Here is a 21,277-nt window from a genome sequence, read left to right on the forward strand (position 1 = left end):
TAGTATTTTAGAGATGTTTTCAGTAGGCGTTGGTCCTAGTTCTTCGCATACGGTAGGTCCTATGCGTGCAGCTTATGCGTTTGTTACGTCGCTTAAAAAAAGTGGTAGTCTTGCAAACGTTGCGCATGTAAGTGTGACTCTTTACGGATCATTGTCTTTAACAGGTCTTGGTCACGGAACTGATCGTGCTTGCGTTGCAGGTCTTGAAGGAAATCTTCCAGATAATGTAGACACTGATCACATGCTTACTATTCGTCAGGAATGCAAAAAAACCGGCACTTTAACGCTTGCAGGGGAGCATACTATTTCTTTTGACTACGATAATGATGTTGTTTTTGAAAAGTGGAAACGCATGGTTATTCATCCTAACGGAATGCGTTTTGTTGCAACTGATTCTGACGGAAACAAAATCGATGAGCAAGTATGGTATTCAATTGGCGGCGGATTTGTGCGTCAAGGTCATGCGGACGATGCAATGGTTGGCTTGCATGAGCGTGTTACTGAGCAGGATGAAAATAATGCCAATGAGAATGGTGTAAGCGAAAGTAATAACGAAAGTAATAATGGAAATACAGAAAAAGTTTCAAATCAAACAAAAGATTCCACCGTTCCGTATCCTTTTACTTCTTGCGATGAGCTTATAAATATTTGCCTAGAAAAGCGTATGTCAATAAGCGATGTTGTGTGGCAAAACGAGCTTGCACTGCATGAAGGCGATGCTGACTACGTGCGCAACTATTTGCTGCATGTTTGGAAAGTTATGAGCAAATGCGTGGAAAATGGCTGTAATTCAAAGCAACCGATTTTGCCAGGTGGTCTTGATGTTCCTCGCAGAGCGCCTCGAATGTATGAGCGGTTAGCTGCAAACTCAGACATGCTTCGCAATAATCGTCGTCGTTCGGATGCTGCTTTAGAAAGTTCAGACTCTGCTTGGGTTAATCTTTTTGCGCTCGCTGTTAGCGAAGAAAATGCTGGTGGTGGGCGTATTGTTACTGCTCCAACGAATGGTTCTGCAGGAATAATTCCTGCAGTATTGCAGTATTATTGGCGATTTGTTGATTCTTCTAATGAAGATGGAGTTGTGCGATTTTTGCTTGCTGCCGGTGCGGTTGGTTATTTGTTTAAGCGCAATGCTTCAATTTCTGGTGCTGAAGTTGGTTGCCAGGGCGAGGTTGGTTCTGCCTGTTCAATGGCTGCAGCTGGATTGTGTGAAGTATTGGGAGGAACGCCGGAACAGGTTGAAAATGCTGCAGAAATCGGCATAGAGCATCATTTAGGATTGACTTGCGATCCGGTTGGTGGCTTAGTTCAAATTCCTTGTATTGAGCGCAATGCTATGGCTGCAAATACTGCAATTAATGCTGTTCGAATGGCAATGCTTGGAGATGGTTCGCATATGGTAAGTCTTGATCAGGCGATTAAGACTATGAAAGAAACTGGCCATGACATGATGTCTAAATATAGAGAAACTTCAAAAGGTGGACTAGCTGTAAACGTTGTTGAGTGCTAATCTAGGACAAGTTAATAAGAGTTGGTCTAAATGCGTTTAGTAATTCTATAAGGCTGTAAAACCAGTCTATGCAGATGTTATACTATTGCAGATTATACTAATTAGAGTTTTTAAAAAGGAGGCAATATGGCACAGGATATGCCGGAAGTAACTGCAGAATTTGGTACTACGCCAACGGTGACGTTCCCTGAATCTGAACCGCCAGCTGGTCTTAAAGTTGTTGAATTGGTTGAAGGTAATGGACCAGTTGTTCGCGCTGGTGATACTGTAACTGTGAATTATCATGGTGTTGTTTGGGGCGGTGAAAAGCCGTTTGATTCCAGCTTTGCTCGCCACACTCCAGCCAGCTTCGGTATTGGTGTTGGTCAAGTAATTCAGGGTTGGGATCGCACTGTTCCTGGGCACAATGTTGGATCTCGTTTGCTGATTTCGATTCCACCTGAGTATGGTTATGGTTCTCGCGGTGTTCCACAAGCTGGTATCGACGGTGGAGCAACTTTAGTATTTGTTGTTGATATTATTTCAACTCGTTGAGTTAAAAGTATGTGCGTTGTTTTATTTAAGCGCGCAATGTCTTTAACTCTGTAAGAGATTGTTGGATAGGGAGGTATAAATGGCTGAGGAAAAAACTATTTTGCTTACGCAGGAAGCGTACGACAAATTGAAGGAAGAGTTGGCGCATCGCGAAGGTGAATATCGTGAAGAAATCACTGAACGTATTGCTGCAGCTCGAGCTGAAGGTGACTTGTCGGAAAACGGTGGCTATCAGGCTGCTCGAGAAGAGCAGGGCAAGAATGAGGGTCGTATTAACGAGCTTATTGTAAAGCTTCGTAATGCTAAGATTCTTGAAGCTCCGAAAGCTGGAACTGTTGGAAATGGTTCATTGGTTGTTTTGGAACTTGCTGGTCGCGAAATGACTTATGTTCTTGGATCTCGAGATATTGCTGTAGCTACAGATTACGACGTTATTAGCCCTGAATCTCCTATTGGTGCAGCGATTATGGGTGCTCATGCGGGAGATACTGTCAGCTATGCTGCTCCTAATGGCCGTGAGATTTCTGTGACTGTTAAGGAATCTAATCCTCTTGCATAAGTAGGTTGTTTTAATAAAACAATTCTCCCCATCTGGTTATTTATGTATCAGATGGGGAGATTTTTTTTGGGGGTTTGGGTTTTAGGATTAATTAAATTTTTCTTAGAACTGTAACAACTTTGCCCATAATAGTTGCGTGTGAGCCGTCTATAGGAGAGTATGCAGGATTGTGAGGAATAAGCCAAACGTGGCCATTGTCGTTTCTGAAAGTTTTAACTGTTGCCTCATTGTCAAGTAAAGCGGCAACAATATCTCCATTTACTGCCTCGTGTTGTTCGCGTACAACAACATAGTCTCCGTCGCAAATGGCGGCATCGATCATAGAGTCGCCATGAACTTCAAGCATAAAAAGATTTCCTGTGCCAGTTAATCGTTCTGGTAGGCGCATAACATCTTCAACATGTTGCTCTGCGGTAATTGGTATTCCAGCAGCAATGCGTCCAACTAAAGGTACATCTCTAGAATTAATTACAGAATCTGAATCATAAGCAGCAATATCAACAGATTTTGAATAACTTTTATTGATTATGGTATTTATTTTGCTATCAGATACAGAATCGTCAAGAATTTCAATTGCGCGCCCTTTATTTGCGCTAATTCGCAAAACTCCTTTTTCTTCTAGAGCGCGTAGCTGGTGTTTTACGGAAGATGGGCTTCTAAGTCCAACTGCTTCGCCTATTTCTCTAAAGGAAGGTGGAAAACCATGAATTTTGAGACTGTTTTGAATAGCGTTAACAATTGCACGCTGACGTTCGGTAAGTGATAATTCGTCAACATTGCTGAGGTCAATGCTGTCATTATTGTTGGCGGCATTGCTGTTTGTTTTCTCGTTATTCATGGTGCTCCTTTCGATGTATTAATAATAACTCACTTCTTCAAAAAAATCAAACATCTGTTCGACACGCCGTTGCAACTGTCGAACAAATGTGTCATTATTGATACACCTGTTCGATAGAACAAATGTTCAATTGATTGATGGCGACGGAAAGGATAGTTATGAATACGGCATTGAGGAACAATAATCGCATTAGTGTTCGTTCAAAAAGAATCGCAACTAAGGCTGTTTCAAGTAGTAAACGAGCTTCTGCAATGCGCCTTAGAAGGAATAGGGTGTTAAGAATCATTGTACTTTTTATGGCAATAGCTGTATTCTGTGCTGTGTTCATGCCAAAAACTGCTGTTTCGGCTGTTCCTGAAAAGTTTATTACATATACTGTGCGTCCAGGTGACACATTGTGGAGTTACGCTTCAACAATTACTCCAAAAAACGGCGATATTGCAGATAGTGTAGAACGACTTATTTCCTTAAATCATCTTTCATCTGCCGATTTGGAAGTTGGACAGTCTATTAATGTGCCAATTGTTAGTTCAAATCAGTGATATTAGAAAATAAAGTGAACATTATTATGTCGTGTTTCCTTAATTTCTAGTATGCTGAATATATGCATTGTCCTTTTTGTAAAAATTCAGATACGAAAGTTATTGATACTCGTATTAGCGAAGATGGTTATTCTATTCGCCGTAGGCGTGAATGTCAGGTGTGCGGAAATCGTTTTACAACAGTAGAAACGACGCAATTACTTGTAATGAAGCGTTCAGGATCTGTTGAGCCTTTTGATCGTGCAAAAGTTGTAGCTGGTGCTGGTAAAGCATGCCAGGGCCGTCCTATTAATGCAGAAGAGTTAAAGACATTGGGTATGCGAGTAGAAGCTGATTTGCGTGCACGTGGTTTAGCTCAAGTAACTTCTGAAGAAGTTGGTAAAGCTATTCTTAAGCCATTGCGTGAATTAGATGAGGTTGCGTATCTTCGTTTCGCAAGTGTATATCAGAACTTTACTGGTCTTGAAGATTTTGAGCGTGCGATTGAAGATTTGAAGCGCAGTAAAGAAGAAGAGTAGTACTCTTACTAAGAGCTTAATTAATTAATTAACTACCTAACTGTTCGTCTATTTAGCAAATTATCCTGTTATTAAATTAATAACAGGATAATTTTTTAAGTTTTCTGCGTTTTAGATTTTATTATTCAAAATTTGCATCATTTCTGGTGCGAATAATATGCAATCTTTGAGTTGGTCTCGTCATAGCCACATACAGGTTTGCTGCTGCCGCCAACCTAGAAGCCGCTTCTTGCTCAATTTTAGAAGGCTGTAGAACAATCACAGCATCATATTCAAGACCTTTTACCTCTTCTGCAGTAGAAACACTGCATTGGCGATCGTCGGCACTCTGCTGACTAATGTTATTCCAAATTTTTTCTGGTAAAGCATTCTTTAATGCTCGATTTACTATTTCCTGAGTATGTTCCACCATGTCACAAGGAGCAATAATAGCTATGCGACCGCTACCATCTTCAGATATAAACTTTTTGAACAATTGAACGCATGAATTAGCAAGAGTTGTATCAAGCTCATCATTAGATTCAACAATATCTGACATTAGAGAATCTGGCACGGATCTTACAGCATTAACTGTGGAAATATATAATCCAGAATTGGTTGCAATTTTGCTTGCAGCTTCGGAAACTTCTCGAGGATTACGATAATTAATCGTAAGTTCATAAAGATCCCAATTTGGTTCGCCAAACATTGGATTCATATTTTTTTGCCAACGGTGTGTGCCGCCTAAAGCAGAAGTTTGCGCAACATCTCCAACAATAGTAAATGAGCGCGAAGGGCAGCGTCGTATAAGCATACGCCAGTCCATTGCGGTAAGCTCTTGAGCTTCATCTACAACTATGTGACCATAAGTCCACTCGCGGTCGGATGCGGCTTTACGCGCAAGCATGCCAGCGTCATCTCCCTGCAAATTATCAAGAAGCATATCTGCAGTTACAATGCCATTTCCTATTCCTGCCTGAGCCAAAGTATCTGCAGCAAACTGCTGTTCCTCAAGCTTCTTAGCCTGTAAAGCTGCTCTCTGAGCATCAAGTTTTGGATCTGCTCCAAGCAATTCCATTGCTTCATCCAAAAGTGGAATATCAGATTTAGTAAGAGGGCTGTCTTTTTTACGAGTAAGAGCATTAATATCTTCTTCACTAAGCCAAGGAGCATATTTGCGCAACTGATCAGGTTTTGAAAAAAGCTGATCAATAAGCCATTGCCCGGTCATTGGAAGCCATGCAAGATTTAGCGTAATTCGAAGCTTGTCGTCCAAGCGAAGTTGAGAAGTTATATCGTTTAATTCAGCTTGATCTGGAACATAATCAAGTTTCTCCAAATAACGATTTTTCAATATGCTAAGCACTGTTTTAACAAACGTGGTTCTCGCTTGATTATGCGGTTGATGAGTATGTTGCGCGTCTGCTTGAGCAATCTCAATATCTTCTTTTAGAAGAGGGACGCTTAAGCCTCCAATATGTAATGTTGGAAGATTTTTAGGTACGCGAATACGAGCTGAAATAGCGTTTGCAATAACCGATCGCATACGGTACATGCCTTTTAATTTTGCAGCATACGCAGAATCTTCACAAGTTGCGTGAATTCCAGGAATTAAATCCGCAATAGTGCGGCTTACTACGCCAGTTTCGCCAAGAGATGGAAGAACTTGATCAATATATCGCAAAAATGCGGAGCTTGGTCCAACAATAAGAACTCCAGAACGCTCAAGTTTGCGTCTGTGAGTGTACAACAAGTATGCTGCTCTATGCAAAGCAACAGCTGTTTTTCCTGTACCAGGTCCTCCTTGAACAACAATCGTGCGATCTAGAGGAGCTCGAATAATCCGGTCTTGTTCAGCCTGAATAGTTGCAACAATATCAGTCATTTTTCCGGTTCTGCGAGAACCTAATGAAGCTAGCAGTGCGCCTTCGCCGGTTAAAGTTCCTTGTTCAGAAGCTTTTCCTACTTCCTCAGAATGAATATCGAGAATTTCATCCTCAATTCCAACAACGTCTCTAAAACGAAGGGTAATGTGACGACGCATAACAATGTCGCCGTGATGCGAAGGAGTAGCTTCATAGAATGGTCGTGCTGCTTCAGCTCGCCAATCTGTAAGAATAGGATCGTGGTTTTCGCTGAGCAAACCAATGCGGCCAATGTATCGTCTAATACCTTCTGTGTTATCAAGTCGCCCAAAAACAAGCCTATCTTCAACGGCACGCAACTGTGTTAAGCGATCCTCGTACATGGTTGCGAAAGAATCACGTTCTGTACGTTGAGTAGGAGATCCGTGTGAACCTGCTGCGCGTACAGCATCCAAGCGTGTGCGAATAGTGTTACGCAAATCATCAAGTCGACTATAAGCACTGTCAACAGCCTGCTGTTCTTCGCTAAGTTGTGAGGAATAGGTAGACATACGCTTCCATTCTTCGTAAAATCTGCAACCAAATAAAAGCCAATTTTTAGGCATTTAAGTATACCTCGATGCATATACCATTGATTTATTTCGTGTTGTAATCTAAATTAAAACAGACTAAAAGCTTAGCGAATAATTGCGTTTTATTTTTCTGTAAAAATATAATCTAAACATATGTTTATAAGGGTTGATTTTGAATTATAAAGAGATAGAATTTTTGAGTTGTGAAGCATAAAACGATGAGGTTGACGCCTACTAGTTTGTTGCAACTTAAAAATAAACAGAATGGCTTACTGCATCACTGTTGATGTAGCGAGTTTGTGATCAGAAAGGTAGTTCACATGAAGAAGCTTATTCTTGATTTGGACACTGGTGTTGATGATACCTTAGCAATTTCTTATGCTCTTGGTAGCCCTGAGGTTGAGCTGATTGGTATTACTGGTACGTATGGAAACGTTTTAATGGAGCAGGGCGTTCGTAATGCTCTTGCTATAACAGATTTATTCGGGCATCCAGAAGTTAAAGTGTATCGTGGTTTGCCGCATGCTAGCACGAAAGATTCGTTTGAAGTTCTGCCTATTTCTGCATTTATTCACGGTGATAATGGTATTGGAGATGTTGTTATTCCAGATTCCAAGCGTGAAGCTGAGTCTGAGCCAGCTGTGGATTTCATAATTGATGCGGTTAAGACTTATGGCAAGGATCTTATTTATGTTCCAACTGGTCCTATGACCAACATTGCTGCAGCGTTGAAGAAAGCTCCGGAAATTAAGGATGAAATCGGTAAGATTGTGCTTATGGGCGGCGCCCTTACAATTCATGGCAACGTGAACGCGTGGACTGAGGCAAATATTTCTCAAGATCCAGATGCTGCTAATGAGCTATTCCGTTCTGGTGCACCGGTAACAATGGTTGGTTTGGATGTGACTTTGCAAACATTGCTTACCTACAAAGAAACGCAGCAATGGCGTGATCTTGGCACGAAAGCTGGTAAGTTCCTTGCGGATATGACCGACTTTTACATTAAGGCTTACGAAACTACTGCTCCTCACCTTGGTGGCTGCGGCTTACATGATCCGTTGGCTGTTGCGGTTGCTGTTGACCCAACGCTTGTTACAACGCTGCCAATCAACATGCGATGTGAAGGCCCAACTCGTGGACGCACTATTGGTGATGTAACACGTTTGAATGACCCTGTTAAAACAATGCAAGTAGCTTTGGGTGTAGATGTTAAGCGCTTCTTGAACGAATTCATGACGCGCATTTCTAACTTGGCAAAAATTGCTGGCTGATTAAAAGTTAATAACAAAATTTATACGTAATAAATGATTGGATTATTATGAATGAAAATGCAGCTGCTATTGCAGCAGACCCATATGAGGATCCAAAAACCCGCGATAAAGTGGCAATTTATTCTCTTATTTTGCTGCTTATTACATTTATTCTTGGCACTTTGTGTTTGCAAGGATTCAACTTGGTATTTAACCAGATTGGTAAAGCTGTTGGAGCGCCTGATCAGGCTTCTCTTATTACAAGCTTACCGATTATTGTGCTAGGTATAGTTTGCTTTATTTATGGATCTTTAGGTGACTTTGTGTCGCTTCGTAGGCTTATAACAATCGGTCTCGTAACACTGTTTGTTGGATCTTTATTTGGTTTTATTGCAAACTTCTATTTCACTCCAAACTTGTGGACAGTTATTATTGCACGTATTATGCAAACCGCTGGTGAGCAGGTTGCAGGATCTTCCTTCCTTGTTATTGCAACTAAGTATTTGCGCAATGATTTGAAGGTTATTTTCTTCGGACTCTTTACTGCAGCGTATCAGCTTTCTGCTTCTATCGGTGTGTTTGCAGCAGGTATTTTAAGCTCTATTGCTTGGCAATATTTGTTCCTTATTCCTGCAATAACAATCGTGTTCTTGCCGGTTCTTGTTAAGTGCTTGCCTACAAAGAATGGTATTGGTGGAAAGATTGATAAGCTCGGCTTCACCGTATTCGGTATTGCCGTAACGCTTCTTACGCTGTTCTTCTCCTACAAGGCCTGGGGATTGTTGCTTGGTTCTATTGTGCTTTTCGTTTTGTTCGCTTTCTACATTATGAAGGCAAAGAACCCGTTCGTAACTCCTGCATTCTTTAAGAATAAGCGTTGGCTTTCTGGCATTATTCTTATTTTCATCTTCTACTTCACTAATTACTGCATGCCTCCAATTTATAACGTTATTGGCGGCGCTCTGTACCATATGGACACTAATCAGGTTTCTTCTTACCTTGTTTGGGCTTTCGTATGTGCTGCAGTATTTGGCGTGTTCTCCGGTACGATTATTAGTCATATTGGTCGCAAAGCAGGTATTATTACAGCAGCATTCTTGATGATTGTTGGCTGGGTTGGTGCAGCTTTGCTTATCAACACTGATTTTATGTCGCTTACTATTTGCGCATGCATATACTACGCTGGTTGCGGTTTGATGTATTCTCCAATTGTTTCAACAGTTCTTTCTTCTCTTCCAGTTGAAGAATCCGGCCGTGGTTGCGGTATGAATGATTTGATTATGAACGTTACTGCTTCTATTGGTATTTCTATTTTCAGCGGTTTCTTTGGAGGAGATTTATTCAAAGGATTCTCCTTCAATGGTCTTAGCGGACAGGCGGCAGGTTATTCCAATTTGCTTATGATGGGTGCTGCAGTAGCCATCATTGGTTTAGTGGTTTACTTGGTTCGCAGCTGCTTTATTTCTGAAAAGAAGGAAATTACTGAAGAATAGTCTAAATAGGCTAATAAGTAAGTAAAAATAAGAGTAGGCGGTCGTACAAAATACGTGCGACCGCCTACTTTTTGTTAATTAGTTTATGCGTTCATTTTTCGCATTCGCTGTATGCTAATTGGGTTGGCTGTACCAAGCTCTTGCGCCCAAAGTGACACATAAAACTCTTCGCACATCCAACGCAATCTTTCCGCAATATTTTCCGCTTCATCGTGCGATGGTCCTAAAGGTAAAGATTTTGCTTTATCTTTAGCTTTTTCAACAATCTTGTGCGCTTCTTCAGCTTCCCAAGCCCAACGAACGTCACGGTTTTTATCTGACTTAGCTTTATTAAGACGAATCACATCAGCATGCAAATATTTTTCTATTCTAGGAAGCGAATCCGACGGAGTTTTAGCAATAAAACCTTCATAAACTAGGCTTGCAACATGCTCTCGAATGGACTGCAAAACTGATAGCATCGGCAAATCAGCCTTTCCAGAAACAGCTTTACTAACTTCCGCATCACGCTTTAATATAGCAATCACATCGTGAGCTACATCGTATACCGTATCCTCGTATATTTCGGAAATATTGGCAACAGTTTCGCGTAATAAATTGTCATTAGTAATATTGTCTGTGTTTGGAATAAGTCGTTTTACTGCTGCCATTTGTAAGTCTTCTGCTAAATCTTTAGAAGTTGAGTAAGGTGCGGCTGCAAGAAGTAAAGCTTCTGAACTAAGCCATCTAGAAGTAATACGCTTGTTGTCTAAATGCAACATGTTTAGCGCACCCTGCCATACCATTTGCGAGCGAGAAATATTAGTAGCGCCTGATTTGTGCAATAAATCAGCTCTTTCTACAACGTTTCCAGCTTGAGCTGCTTTACTTGCTTTACGATTTACAACCGCTCGCGCAGATTCTTGAGCTTCTTTTGCAAAGCGTTTTTGCAATGCAATTAATGACTTATCTGTTCCAAGGATTGTAGGTTTTACGCGATTAGCATAGTTGTTTTTTGCAGCAGCTTTATTGCGATTTGCGTTAGTTTTTCTTTCTTCAACGCTAAACGTTACGCGCAAATATGGCGAAAGCCTTCCTATTTGCTCATCGTTAAACACTTCCGGGTGAATCTGCGCGCCAATAACAGCAATAGCAGCTTTGGTAAAAACTTCGCGAAAATCAGGCCAAGAAAGACCATTTGTATCTTTATTAGTTTCTTCAATTCCAGGAAGAGTATCGTAATGCTCGTCAATCCAAGAACGAATTTTTTGCGCAGTATTAGGTGCTGGAACAAATTGCACTCGTAAAGATTTTGGCAAAGACTTAATCATTCCAATAATAAGCTCGTCCAACAAGCCTGGAACATTCCAAGTAAACTCTTCAGACGTTAACCTGGAAAGCGCGTGAAGTGGCACATGTACTGTTACGCCGTCCAAAGGATTGCTCGGATCATAAATATAGCTTAAGCGAAGTCTAAACGGTTGGCCGTCGGTTCCAACAGTATTCCAATGATCAGGATAATCCGCTAAATCGGTGCTTTGTGTAGTTTGCAAACGTTCAACTTCATCAGGATCAAAGTTGAGCATATTAGGATTTTCTTCCCAATTATCCTTCCACCATTTTGCAAGAGTTGCAATAGTGGTAGCTTCTTGAGGAATGCGAGTGTCGTAAAAAGTAAATAAATCTTCGTCGTTTACAGTTTCGCTTATTTGACGAGTGCGATTTGCTTGATTATCTGCATCGTCAAGCACATTGCGATTATTTAAAATAAATTCGTCGTGCTGGAAACGCTGCTGAATATATCCTTCAACTAATCCTTGACGAATCATAATCATACGAGCTTCGTAAGGATTAACTCTAGCCCATTGAACCGTGCGATCTTTAACAATAGGTAATCCGTATAGCAATACTTTAGATTTTGCTACGGCAGCGCCTTTAGAAGCGCTCCAATGAGCGTCAGAATATGTGACTCTCGTAAGATTTTTAGCAAGAGGTTCAGCCCAAGCAGGATCAATTTGTGCGCAATATCTTGCCCAGAGTCTTGAAGTTTCAACTAATTCAGTGCAAATAATCCATGAGGGAGTCGTTTTAGAAACTGCAGAAGCTGGAAAGATTGCAAATCTTGTGCCTCGAGAGCCTTGATAATCGTTTTTAGACATTTTTTGAGCGCGTTTCATAGCTCGAATTTTTGCAGTTCCACTTAATCCCGCAAAATCAGAAGCTTTAGGTTCGCGCACTACTTGCATTCCCATCATAGAAAGCAATCCTGCAAGCATTGACGAGTGTATTCCTTGCGAATCCCAAGAGCAGCACAAGCTGTGAGAAGCCTGCTGATTATTAGGAAGTTGACGAATTTCCAAAGACGGTCTTCTAACTGGGGTAGGATCGCCAACTTTATAATGCAACTCTTTACACAAGTCTTGAAGTTGATTAACTAAATCTTTCCACTGTTTTAAACGCAAAAAGTGGAAAAATTCCGCTTTGCAAATCCTGCGAAGAGCATTATTGCTCATATCTCCATCCGCTTGGAATAAGCGATCCCACATGTTAAGAGCAGTCAAAAAATCACTTGTTTCGTCTGCATAACGATTATGAAGCCTATCTGCTTCCTCGCGCTGTTCTTCAGGACGTTCGCGAGGATCTTGCAGACTTAAGAATGCAACAATTACAAGCACTGCAGCAAGAGTATTTGGAGTAGTTTTTCGCGCTGCTTCAACAATCATTCGTCCTAGTCGAATATCAATAGGCAGCTTAGAAAGCTCACGGCCAACTTTAGTTAAAGTAATTACACCTGATTTTCTGCTTATTGCTCCAAGCTCAGTAAGTTCGTTAAAGCCGTCGCTTACAGCTTTTATGTCTGGAGGATCAATAAAACCAAAATTAGTAATATCTTCTCCAGTTTTAGCAACACCAACTGAAAGCATATGCAAAACTACTGCACCAAGAGAAGTGCGCAAAATTTCAGGATCGGTAAAACGTGGGCGAGTTTCGTAATCTTCGCGCGAGTATAAGCGAATCGCAATACCATCCGCGATTCGTCCGCAACGTCCAGAACGCTGATCTGCGCTCGCTTGAGAAATCGGCTCTATTGGAAGTCTTTGCACTTTAGCAGACTTAGAATACCTGGAAATCCTAGCAAAACCAGGATCAACAACGTATCGAATACCAGGCACAGTAAGAGAAGTTTCAGCAACATTCGTAGCAATAACAATGCGCTGATGAGAGTGCGATTCAAAAACTCGATGCTGATCTTTTGCAGAAAGACGGGCAAAAAGAGGAACAATTTCAATAGCATCCGCTCGCTTCATATCGCTTGCTCGCGTGCCAAAATATGAACGTAAGCCATCTTCAAACTCTCGAATATCGCGCTCGCCGGAAGCAAAAACCATAATGTCGCGCGCGCCTCGATCGTGACTCGAATGAATTACCAACTGTGCGCATGCGCGAGTTACTGCAGAAGTCATATCTTCATCCGCAATATCATCACGATTACTTTCGCTGGATCGACTTTCTGCAACAGTTTCCTCATCCATTGTTATATCTGCAAAGCCAGGAACATGTTTCATAAGTGAAGGAGCGGAGCCAAGAGGTTCGTAAAGTACTTTCACAGGATATGTGCGTCCTGAAACTTCAATAACAGGAACTTTTATATGTAGAGCTTCTTCAAAATGATTGCGGAATTTAGCTGAATCAATAGTTGCAGACGTAATAATTAGTTTTAAATCTTGACGCTTTGGGAGCAAAGTCGTTAAGTATCCTAAAAGAAAATCAATATTAAGACTGCGTTCGTGAGCTTCATCAATAATAATTGTGTCGTATCTAGTAAGAAGAGGATCTCGCTGAATTTGCGCAAGTAAAATACCGTCAGTAACAATTCGAAGCTTTGTTTTAGTTGAGCTTTCGTCAGTAAAACGCACCTGATAACCGATTTCTTCGCCCAGTTTTACTCCCATTTCGCTGGCAATACGCTCGGCTACCGTGCGTGCAGCTAAACGTCGAGGCTGAGTATGCACGATTTGCTTACCTCTGCCGCCTCTTCCAAGCTCAAGCGCCATTTTTGGGATTTGCGTAGTCTTACCAGAGCCGGTTTGTCCGGAAACAATCACAACTTGCGAAGATTTTATCGCTTCAATAATTTCGTCGTGTGCTGCGCAAATAGGAAGTTCAGTAGGGTAGTCAAATTTCATAATATGCGAGTTCTTTTCTTAAATTTTAATTTCTTTTCACTTCAATAACTCGGTACCCTTTGGAACTTGCATATTTTTCAACGCTGTAGCTTTCGCCAAGATTTTCTGCAAGCCAAGTAATAAGTGAATCTGATCCAAGATTTTTTTGCACAACAAGGTAAGCTTTTCCTCCCACTTTTAAGCGAGGAATCCAAGTAAGCAAAATATCGTGCAATATTTCTTTTCCAACGCGAATTGGCGGATTAGACCATATAATATCAAAATTATTAAATTCTAAAGTATTGTTTTCTTTAGAATTATTTTCTTCTTTTAAAGCGTCATCTACTAAAGAAGTGTGAATATGCTTTAATCCAGCGTTTTTTGCGTTTAATTCAGTAAGTTCTAGCGCGCGCTCGTTAACATCAATTGCAAAAACTTCCGCTTCTGGAGATTCCAATCCAAAAGCGAGGCTAATAGGACCCCATCCGCAACCAATATCGAGGAATTTACCTGATTTCGGCAACTCCGGAGCATGTTTCAGCAGCACAGAAGTTCCTAAATCAAGCCTAGAAGCACTAAATACTCCGTTAGAAACTTGCACGGTTACGTCATTGTCTCGTAAAGTTACGTGTAAAGTGCGACGCTCGTCAATCGATGAAGGCTCGGCTGAAAAGTATTGTTCACCACTAATTTTTTGTTGCTTTTGTTTATTTTGTTGCTTTTGTGTATTTTGTGGCTGTGCTTTTTTAGATTGGTTTGATTCTTGTAACTGCTTTGCTTTTTTCGATTGCTGCTTACTCATAATTCGCTATTTATTTGCTTTCGCATCGTTTTGTATTGTCGGCTCAATTCACCATAATAAAACAAACGTTGTAAAACGTCATTCACAATGGAATACAGGAGGACATAATGGTAGATAGCGAGGGGACTGCTACTCATGATGTGCTTTTGAGTCATTCCGACGTGCTTCTTGACAACACGTCATCAAGAGAACAGCACGATGAGACTTGGCAGGAGCGCGAATCACGAAACGCTTTAAAGCGTGTTGCAGGTCTTGGCGAATTACAAGATGTTACTGAAGTTGAATACAGAAAGCTTCGCCTTGAACGCGTTGTTTTAGTAGGCGTATGGTCGAGTGCAAAAGTAACTCTTGCACAAGCGGAAGAATCTTTGCGAGAGCTTGCAGCATTAGCTCAAACAGCTGGCGCTGTTGTGTGCGACGGAATATTGCAACAGCGTTATAGGCCAGATGCTGCAACTTATGTTGGTTCTGGAAAAGCTCGTGAGATTGCAGCAGTTGTTGCGCAACATGATGCAGATACGATTATTGTTGACGACGATTTACCTCCAAGCCAAAGACGCGCTTTAGAAGATACAACTAAAGTTAAGGTTGTTGATAGAACTGCTGTGATTCTAGACATTTTCGCTCAGCATGCTACGAGCCGCGAAGGTAAAGCTCAAGTGGAGCTTGCACAATTGCAATACATGCTTCCTAGACTTAGAGGCTGGGGTGCTGCTCTTTCTAGGCAGGCTGGCGGACGAGCTGCAGGAGAAGCTGGTATTGGTTCTAGAGGGCCTGGTGAAACAAAAATAGAAATGGATCGTCGAGCTATTCGCAATCGTATTTCTAAACTTCGCCACGATATTGCACATATGGCACCTGCACGTGACGTAAAACGTGAATCTCGCAGACGTAAAGATATTCCAACAGTTGCAGTAGTTGGCTATACGAACGCTGGTAAATCTTCTATTATTAATTGCTTAACTGGTTCGCAAGAATTAGTAGAAAATGCGTTATTCGCAACTCTTGATACAGCAGTTCGTCGAGCGCAAACTCAAGACGGCAGAAACTATACTTTAGTTGACACTGTTGGTTTTGTGCGCAGGCTACCAACTCAACTTGTGGAAGCTTTTAAATCTACTTTGGAAGAAGTTAGCCAAGCTGATGTTATTTTGCACGTAGTTGACGGTTCGCACCCGGATCCTATTTCGCAAATTGATGCAGTAAACGAAGTTCTTTCAAAAATTGATGGCGTAGAAGATATTCCACAAATTATTGCATTTAATAAGTCAGATATGATGAGTGATGCTACGCGAGAACATCTTAACGCTATTTACTCGAATGCAATTATTGTTTCGGCAGCAAGTGGCGAAAATGTGCAAATACTTCGCGATTCTATAGAAGAATTGTTGCCATCTCCACGCGTTCATATAGATGCGATTATTCCGTATAGTGAAGGTTCGCTTCTTTCAAAAATTCGCGAAAATGGCATAGTTGAAAAGGTTGATTACTTAGATACCGGTATTAGTATTACAGCTTTAGTTGGTCCTTCTTTAGCTGCAAAACTAAAGCAAGTCGCATTGTAATAAAAAATTCCGGTGGTGCGATTAGAGTAAAGGTGTTCATACCAATAAGCTCTTAATGTGAGAGCAGCCCTTAATAATGCATAAATTAAGTATTTTTATGCGAGTAGGGTTTAATAGGTTGCCGAAAAGAGGTTTTTGCTCATGGTGAGTTCGCAGGTTAAGCCAACGAAGCTTGCAATTATTGGTGCTGGTGCAGTCGGTTCTACTCTCGCTTTCGCTGCTGCGCAGCGCGGTGTTGCTCGCGAGATTGTGCTTGAAGATATTGCTAAGGAACGTGTTGAAGCTGAAGTTTTGGATATGCAGCATGGTTCTAGCTTCTATCCTGCAGTTTCTATCGCCGGTTCTGATGATGTTGAGATTTGCCGTGACGCTGACATGGTTGTTATTACCGCTGGCGCTCGCCAGAAGCCAGGTCAAACTCGTTTGGAGCTTGCAGGCGCAACTATCAACATTATGAAGTCAATTATTCCAAACGTGGTCAAGGTTGCTCCTAACGCAATCTACATGTTAATCACCAACCCTGTTGATGTTGTAACCCACGTTTCTATGAAGCTTTCTGGTCTTCCAGCAAACCAAATGTTCGGTTCTGGAACCAACCTTGATTCCGCTCGTCTTCGCTTCCTTATTGCTCAGCACACTGGCGTAAACGTTAAGAATGTTCACGCTTATATTGCTGGCGAGCACGGTGATTCTGAAGTTCCACTGTGGGCTTCTGCAACCATCGGTGGTGTTCCAATGTGCGATTGGAACGCTCTTCCAGGTCATGAGCCACTTGATGCCGCAAAGCGTGAAGAGATCCACCAGGAAGTTGTTAACGCTGCTTACAAGATTATCAACGGTAAGGGTGCTACAAACTACGCTATTGCAATGTCTGGCGTAGATATTGTTGAGGCTGTTCTTCGTGACACCAACCGCATTTTGCCAGTTTCTTCTTTGCTTGATGACTTCCACGGCATTTCCGACGTGTGCATGTCCGTGCCAACCTTGCTTAATCGCAATGGTGTAAACTCTCGTCTAAACACTCCAGTTTCTGATCGTGAGTTGGCTGCGTTGAAGCGTTCTGCAGAGACTTTGCGCGAAACAGCTGCTAAGTTTGGCTTCTAGTTTTTAGAATCTTAAAACTAATATTAAAATAAACCGCTTCTTTGCTTAAACTGTGAAGAAGCGGTTTTTGTATTGCTTCTATCAACATACCGAGCAATATTTTCTGTGAGTACGATATATGATTATCTCATGGCTGATTTTTCTCATATTCTCGCTACTCGTCCTGATTTTAACGACAGTGATCGCGAATGGTTACATCATTTAGTTGCTGATTGGCAAGTTATAGCTGACTTAAGTTTTGCTGATTTACTGCTTATTATTCAAAATGGAGACGGAGAATATGTTGTTGCCGAGCAATGCCGCCCTTCAACAGCTATTACATTGCGAACGGATGATTTACTTGGCAAAAAAATGGACGATTCGCTTGTTCCAGAACTTGATGAAGCAATGAAATCAGAAACAAGTTTCCATTCGTCAACATTGCGCTCAATTGGTCGAGCAACAGTATGCTATGTTTATGCTCCTGTTCGTCACCGTGGAAAAACTCTTGGATTAGTTATGCGCGAAACTAATTTAGCAACTAGAGAATCTAATGGCCGCTACGAAATGGAAAGTATTAATGCTGGCAAAACTTTATTCGATATGATTGCGCGCGAACAATTCCCATATCATGAATCTGTTCTAAACCAACGTCATAATGCTCGTGTTTCTGACGGCTTTATTGTTTTAGAGGCCGATGGTGTGGTCCGTTACGCTTCTCCTAATGCTATTAGCTGCTTCCGTAGGCTTGGTGGCTTAGACACAATGCAAGGCGAGTTTTTGAGCGAATTTGGCACGCGTCTGCTGCATACAAACGATAATGTTCCTGAAAGCTTGCCTCTTGTTTTAAGTGGTAAAGCAGATGTTGATTGTGAGCTTGAAGCTAACCGTTCCATAGTTTCTATGCGCTCTTTGCCTTTATTTGGGCCGAATAATCGCGTAGGTGCGGTTGTTTTATGCCGTGATGTTACGGAAGTTTTGCGCCGTGAACAAGAGTTACGTACTAAAAATGCTACTATTTCGGAAATTCATCATCGTGTGAAAAATAATTTGCAGGCTGTTTCTGCTTTGCTTCGTTTGCAAGCTCGTAAAACAAAATCTGCTGAAGTAAGAAAAGAGCTTGAGGAAGCTCAAAGACGAGTTCAAACTATAGCTTTAGTTCATGAAGGTTTAAGTCAGACTGCTGACGAAATTGTTGACTTTGATAAAGTTATTTCAAGTTTGCTAAAGATGTCTATTGAACTTGCATCGCAGAATCAAAATATTGATATTGATTTTGTTGGTAAGTTTGGACGTCTTGCAGCACAGGATGCAACTCCATTGTCTCTTGTGCTTACTGAGCTTGTAACGAATGCTGTTGAACATGGATTTGAAGGTCGTGAAAAGGGTCATATTCGTATTGCTGTTGGCCGCGGAGGAGACAATCTTAATATTGTTGTTGAAGATGATGGTGATGGCATTGATAGTGAGGCATCTCACGGAATGGCGAAACCTTCTGGATCTGGATTGGGAACTCAGCTTATCAATACTTTTGTTACCAATGATTTTGGCGGTACGGTGCGCTGGTCTGCAAGAAGAGAAGGCGGCACTCGCGTAGTCCTGGATATTAAATTGCGCGTATCTGGTATTGAGTAGAAAAAGCTACAACTCTGATTCTTGATGCCTGCGTGCTCTCAAAGCGCGACGTTTTAGCGTTCTGCGCTCATCTTCGCTTAAACCGCCCCAAACGCCGTAATCTTGGTTCGTCTCCAACGCGCATTTTAAGCATTCTGTTGCAACATTGCACGAACGACATACAGCTTTTGCTTCTTCAAGCTGTTGTAATGCCATACCAGCATTGCCAAGAGGGAAGAACAGTTCAGGATCTTTATCACGGCATGCAGCTGCCAAACGCCAATCAAACAAATTGCTCATGACTAATCCTCATTTCTTAACCAAAGCGGTAAGTCTTAGAAGTACCCCTGAATGTAAGGAAATCATGAATAAGAAGTTTTTTCAAGGTATTTTGCGTCTTTATTAAAAATTTTTATTTTTTCTTTTAGTTGGGGAGTGCTATTTGGGTTAAATTTGCGGTTCCTGGAGTAACAAGAACGCATCTTCCGGGAAGCTGATAATCTTCAATGCTAAAGGTTTTAGACAATGCAGAAGGTATGCCAAGCAATGCGTCCGTACCAATATCTCCAGTTGGAAAAATTATTCTAACTGGAGCCTGTTCAGGCAACCGCAAATAGCGTGCGCTTTGAGTGCTTAGAATTACAGGCGCACCCAAGCTGTGCAATCTGTCTTGCAATGAAATAGCAGCTATTTTAGTATTAAGCGGATCCAGTAGTTCGTCTGCATCATCTATTAGCACAGGCTTAGTAGTGTCTCGAATATAATCAGATTCTTTGGCTGTTATTTCGTTTGCTGAATATACTTGCGTCTGTAATTTTTGCGCTATTATGCGTAATATTGTGCTTTTGCCCTGCTGTCTGCCGCCGATAATAGCAATATTTCCAAGGTTCAAAGGTATTTTTGCTTCAAATAGGTTAATACTGTCATCCTGCAATCCAACAACAACTGATTCTTCGCTCGCTGAAGAATCTACATATTCTTTATTAATTTCTTTAGAAAAATATTTATTTTCGTAATTTTCATACTTGTAGTTTTCAAGTTGTTTTGAAGAAAGTACTGGTGGTAGTGGAGCGCTGAATAATGTTTTCGAGTGTTCTAAATAGCAGAATTTACCGGCAAATTGTATTGCTTTAACTAAACGTTTTGCGTTACTGCTTTGCGCACATCGTAAAGCTTCTACTCCTTCTCCAATATTGTAATATGCGCTTCCGGGAGTATTTGGGCTAATTTTTGCAGCGTGAGAAGTTCCTAATAATTCTTGAGATTGAAGCGAGTCTCTAACTCTTAAACAAATATTAATAGAAATATTAGCTTTCATATCTGCGCTTACTTGTCCAAGAGGATTTTGAGTTCCGGCAATAATATGCATCCCAAGAGACCTGCCTACCGATGCTATGCGAATAAGTCGTGGCATGTAGTCTGGAAGCTGATCTTTTAATGCGTGAAATTCGTCAATAACAATAAGTAGTGAAGGTTCAGACGGAGTAACTTGCGAAATATTATGGCATCCTTGCATGGACACAAGACGCTCTCGACGGTCTAATTCCAACTCAAGACCTCGTAAAGCTCTTGTTGCGTGGCGCAAATTTAAGTCACCAACATTTCCCATAGAGTGAGGAAGTTTAGATAGTATGTCGAAAGTTGCTCCTCCTTTGAAATCCAGGAAAACGAAACGTAATTGTTGTGGAGAATATTGAAACGCTAAAGCTAAACACCATGTTGTTAGCAATACGGATTTTCCAGATCCTGTAGTTCCTGCTACTAGAGCATGCGGACCGTTACTTATTAAATCTATGTAGCAGTAACCGTTGTAGCCAACTCCTAATGGAGCAATAAGCTGGTTTTTTGTTGATTTAGCTTGTGTAAGTTTTCGCACATAAGAGTTTGATTTATAATCAAAATTTAATAAATCAGTATCTGAATGTTTTAACCATTCATGCAAAACAGTTTTCCATGGCAGTTGAGCGCTTGAGATATCTGATCTCGTCATAAGAAGCGTTTCCAAACTAACTGGAGTAAGCGTATCTGGCAAGTTTTCTACATATTTTTGCCCGTAAATAACATTACTGTCATGAATGTTCGAAAGTTGTGATTCGCTATTAGATTGTTGAGTATTCTGAATTTTCTGCTCGTATTGTTTCTGATTTATGTATTGCAATATTTGCGGAACTAGGCTTGCAATATACATCATGATGCTAGGTATAATCATCGCTAGCATCATCCAATTATTCTGAATCCAAGCCATTATTAGCAATGCAATATGAGCGAATATTGGTACTATGCTTGCTGCCATTTGCACGTATAGCAGAACTTTACTTGTAGTCATTGATGTGTTAGTTTCGCTAATCATAAAAGTATGATGTCAGCATTTAGTAACAGCTTTCAAGACTTGTTTAATATTGTGGTTA

The 21,277-nt window shown here is 41.1% G+C and carries 16 protein-coding genes; 10 read left to right on the plus strand and 6 right to left on the minus strand.

The genetic code is table 11. The annotated features are described in order from the left end of the window. Positions 1–13 precede the first annotated feature (13 nt). The 3 genes from HXT33_RS02690 (at position 14) to HXT33_RS02700 (ending at position 2,603) form a co-directional block, all read left to right on the plus strand. Positions 14–1,510 carry an L-serine ammonia-lyase gene (locus HXT33_RS02690; RefSeq protein ID WP_421787472.1) on the plus strand — a complete coding sequence of 499 codons (1,497 nt, stop codon included), beginning with the start codon at positions 14–16 and terminating at the stop codon, positions 1,508–1,510. A 126-nt stretch (positions 1,511–1,636) separates the two neighbouring features. Further along, a complete protein-coding gene (locus HXT33_RS02695) occupies positions 1,637–2,044 on the plus strand; it encodes an FKBP-type peptidyl-prolyl cis-trans isomerase (RefSeq protein WP_004128295.1) in 408 nt (135 codons plus the stop codon). 79 nt (positions 2,045–2,123) lie between these two features. Next, a complete protein-coding gene (locus HXT33_RS02700) occupies positions 2,124–2,603 on the plus strand; it encodes a GreA/GreB family elongation factor (RefSeq protein WP_004135915.1) in 480 nt (159 codons plus the stop codon). Between the two features lie 91 nt (positions 2,604–2,694). Here HXT33_RS02700 and lexA read toward each other — a convergent pair whose 3' ends face one another. Beyond that, positions 2,695–3,441 (minus strand): transcriptional repressor LexA, encoded by a 747-nt coding sequence (gene lexA, locus HXT33_RS02705; protein WP_004135918.1) that lies wholly within the window; start codon positions 3,439–3,441, stop codon positions 2,695–2,697. A 158-nt stretch (positions 3,442–3,599) separates the two neighbouring features. Here lexA and HXT33_RS02710 point away from each other — a divergent pair, with 158 nt between their 5' ends. Further along, the gene (locus tag HXT33_RS02710) at positions 3,600–3,983 is read left to right on the plus strand and encodes a LysM peptidoglycan-binding domain-containing protein (protein ID WP_421775724.1); all 384 of its coding nucleotides are present in this window, start codon (positions 3,600–3,602) and stop codon (positions 3,981–3,983) included. 62 nt (positions 3,984–4,045) lie between these two features. Then, a complete protein-coding gene (nrdR, locus tag HXT33_RS02715) occupies positions 4,046–4,501 on the plus strand; it encodes a transcriptional regulator NrdR (protein ID WP_421775723.1) in 456 nt (151 codons plus the stop codon). A gap of 121 nt (positions 4,502–4,622) precedes the next feature. On the opposite strand, the gene HXT33_RS02720 is transcribed toward nrdR, so the two are convergent. After that, complete coding sequence (locus tag HXT33_RS02720; RefSeq protein ID WP_421787474.1) at positions 4,623–6,896, minus strand: HelD family protein; 2,274 nt, start codon at positions 6,894–6,896, stop codon at positions 4,623–4,625. A 341-nt stretch (positions 6,897–7,237) separates the two neighbouring features. On the opposite strand from HXT33_RS02720, the gene HXT33_RS02725 reads away from it, so the two are divergent. Next, entirely contained in the window at positions 7,238–8,188 is a 951-nt protein-coding gene (locus HXT33_RS02725) for a nucleoside hydrolase (protein ID WP_421787476.1), read from the plus strand. A gap of 47 nt (positions 8,189–8,235) precedes the next feature. After that, complete coding sequence (locus HXT33_RS02730; protein WP_004135926.1) at positions 8,236–9,660, plus strand: MFS transporter; 1,425 nt, start codon at positions 8,236–8,238, stop codon at positions 9,658–9,660. Positions 9,661–9,743: 83 nt separating this feature from the next. Here HXT33_RS02730 and hrpA read toward each other — a convergent pair whose 3' ends face one another. After that, complete coding sequence (gene hrpA / locus HXT33_RS02735; RefSeq protein WP_421787478.1) at positions 9,744–13,826, minus strand: ATP-dependent RNA helicase HrpA; 4,083 nt, start codon at positions 13,824–13,826, stop codon at positions 9,744–9,746. A 25-nt stretch (positions 13,827–13,851) separates the two neighbouring features. Then, complete coding sequence (locus HXT33_RS02740; RefSeq protein WP_421787480.1) at positions 13,852–14,607, minus strand: class I SAM-dependent methyltransferase; 756 nt, start codon at positions 14,605–14,607, stop codon at positions 13,852–13,854. 107 nt (positions 14,608–14,714) lie between these two features. On the opposite strand from HXT33_RS02740, the gene hflX reads away from it, so the two are divergent. The 3 genes from hflX to HXT33_RS02755 all read left to right on the plus strand — a co-directional run bounded on the left by hflX (position 14,715) and on the right by HXT33_RS02755 (position 18,890). Continuing rightward, positions 14,715–16,172: a GTPase HflX gene (hflX, locus tag HXT33_RS02745; RefSeq protein ID WP_419388704.1), complete on the plus strand. Its 1,458-nt coding sequence runs from the start codon at positions 14,715–14,717 to the stop codon at positions 16,170–16,172. Positions 16,173–16,313: 141 nt separating this feature from the next. Beyond that, complete coding sequence (locus HXT33_RS02750; RefSeq protein ID WP_004107125.1) at positions 16,314–17,276, plus strand: L-lactate dehydrogenase; 963 nt, start codon at positions 16,314–16,316, stop codon at positions 17,274–17,276. 129 nt (positions 17,277–17,405) lie between these two features. Then, positions 17,406–18,890 carry a sensor histidine kinase gene (locus HXT33_RS02755; protein ID WP_004135932.1) on the plus strand — a complete coding sequence of 495 codons (1,485 nt, stop codon included), beginning with the start codon at positions 17,406–17,408 and terminating at the stop codon, positions 18,888–18,890. Between the two features lie 6 nt (positions 18,891–18,896). Here the strand turns inward: HXT33_RS02755 and HXT33_RS02760 are convergent, their stop codons facing one another. After that, positions 18,897–19,169 carry a WhiB family transcriptional regulator gene (locus HXT33_RS02760; protein WP_004135935.1) on the minus strand — a complete coding sequence of 91 codons (273 nt, stop codon included), beginning with the start codon at positions 19,167–19,169 and terminating at the stop codon, positions 18,897–18,899. A gap of 124 nt (positions 19,170–19,293) precedes the next feature. After that, a complete protein-coding gene (locus tag HXT33_RS02765) occupies positions 19,294–21,195 on the minus strand; it encodes an FtsK/SpoIIIE domain-containing protein (protein WP_421787482.1) in 1,902 nt (633 codons plus the stop codon). Positions 21,196–21,277 lie beyond the last annotated feature (82 nt).

It is taken from the genome of Gardnerella sp. DNF00753, from assembly GCF_049244275.1.
Lineage (GTDB): Bacteria > Actinomycetota > Actinomycetes > Actinomycetales > Bifidobacteriaceae > Bifidobacterium > Bifidobacterium greenwoodii.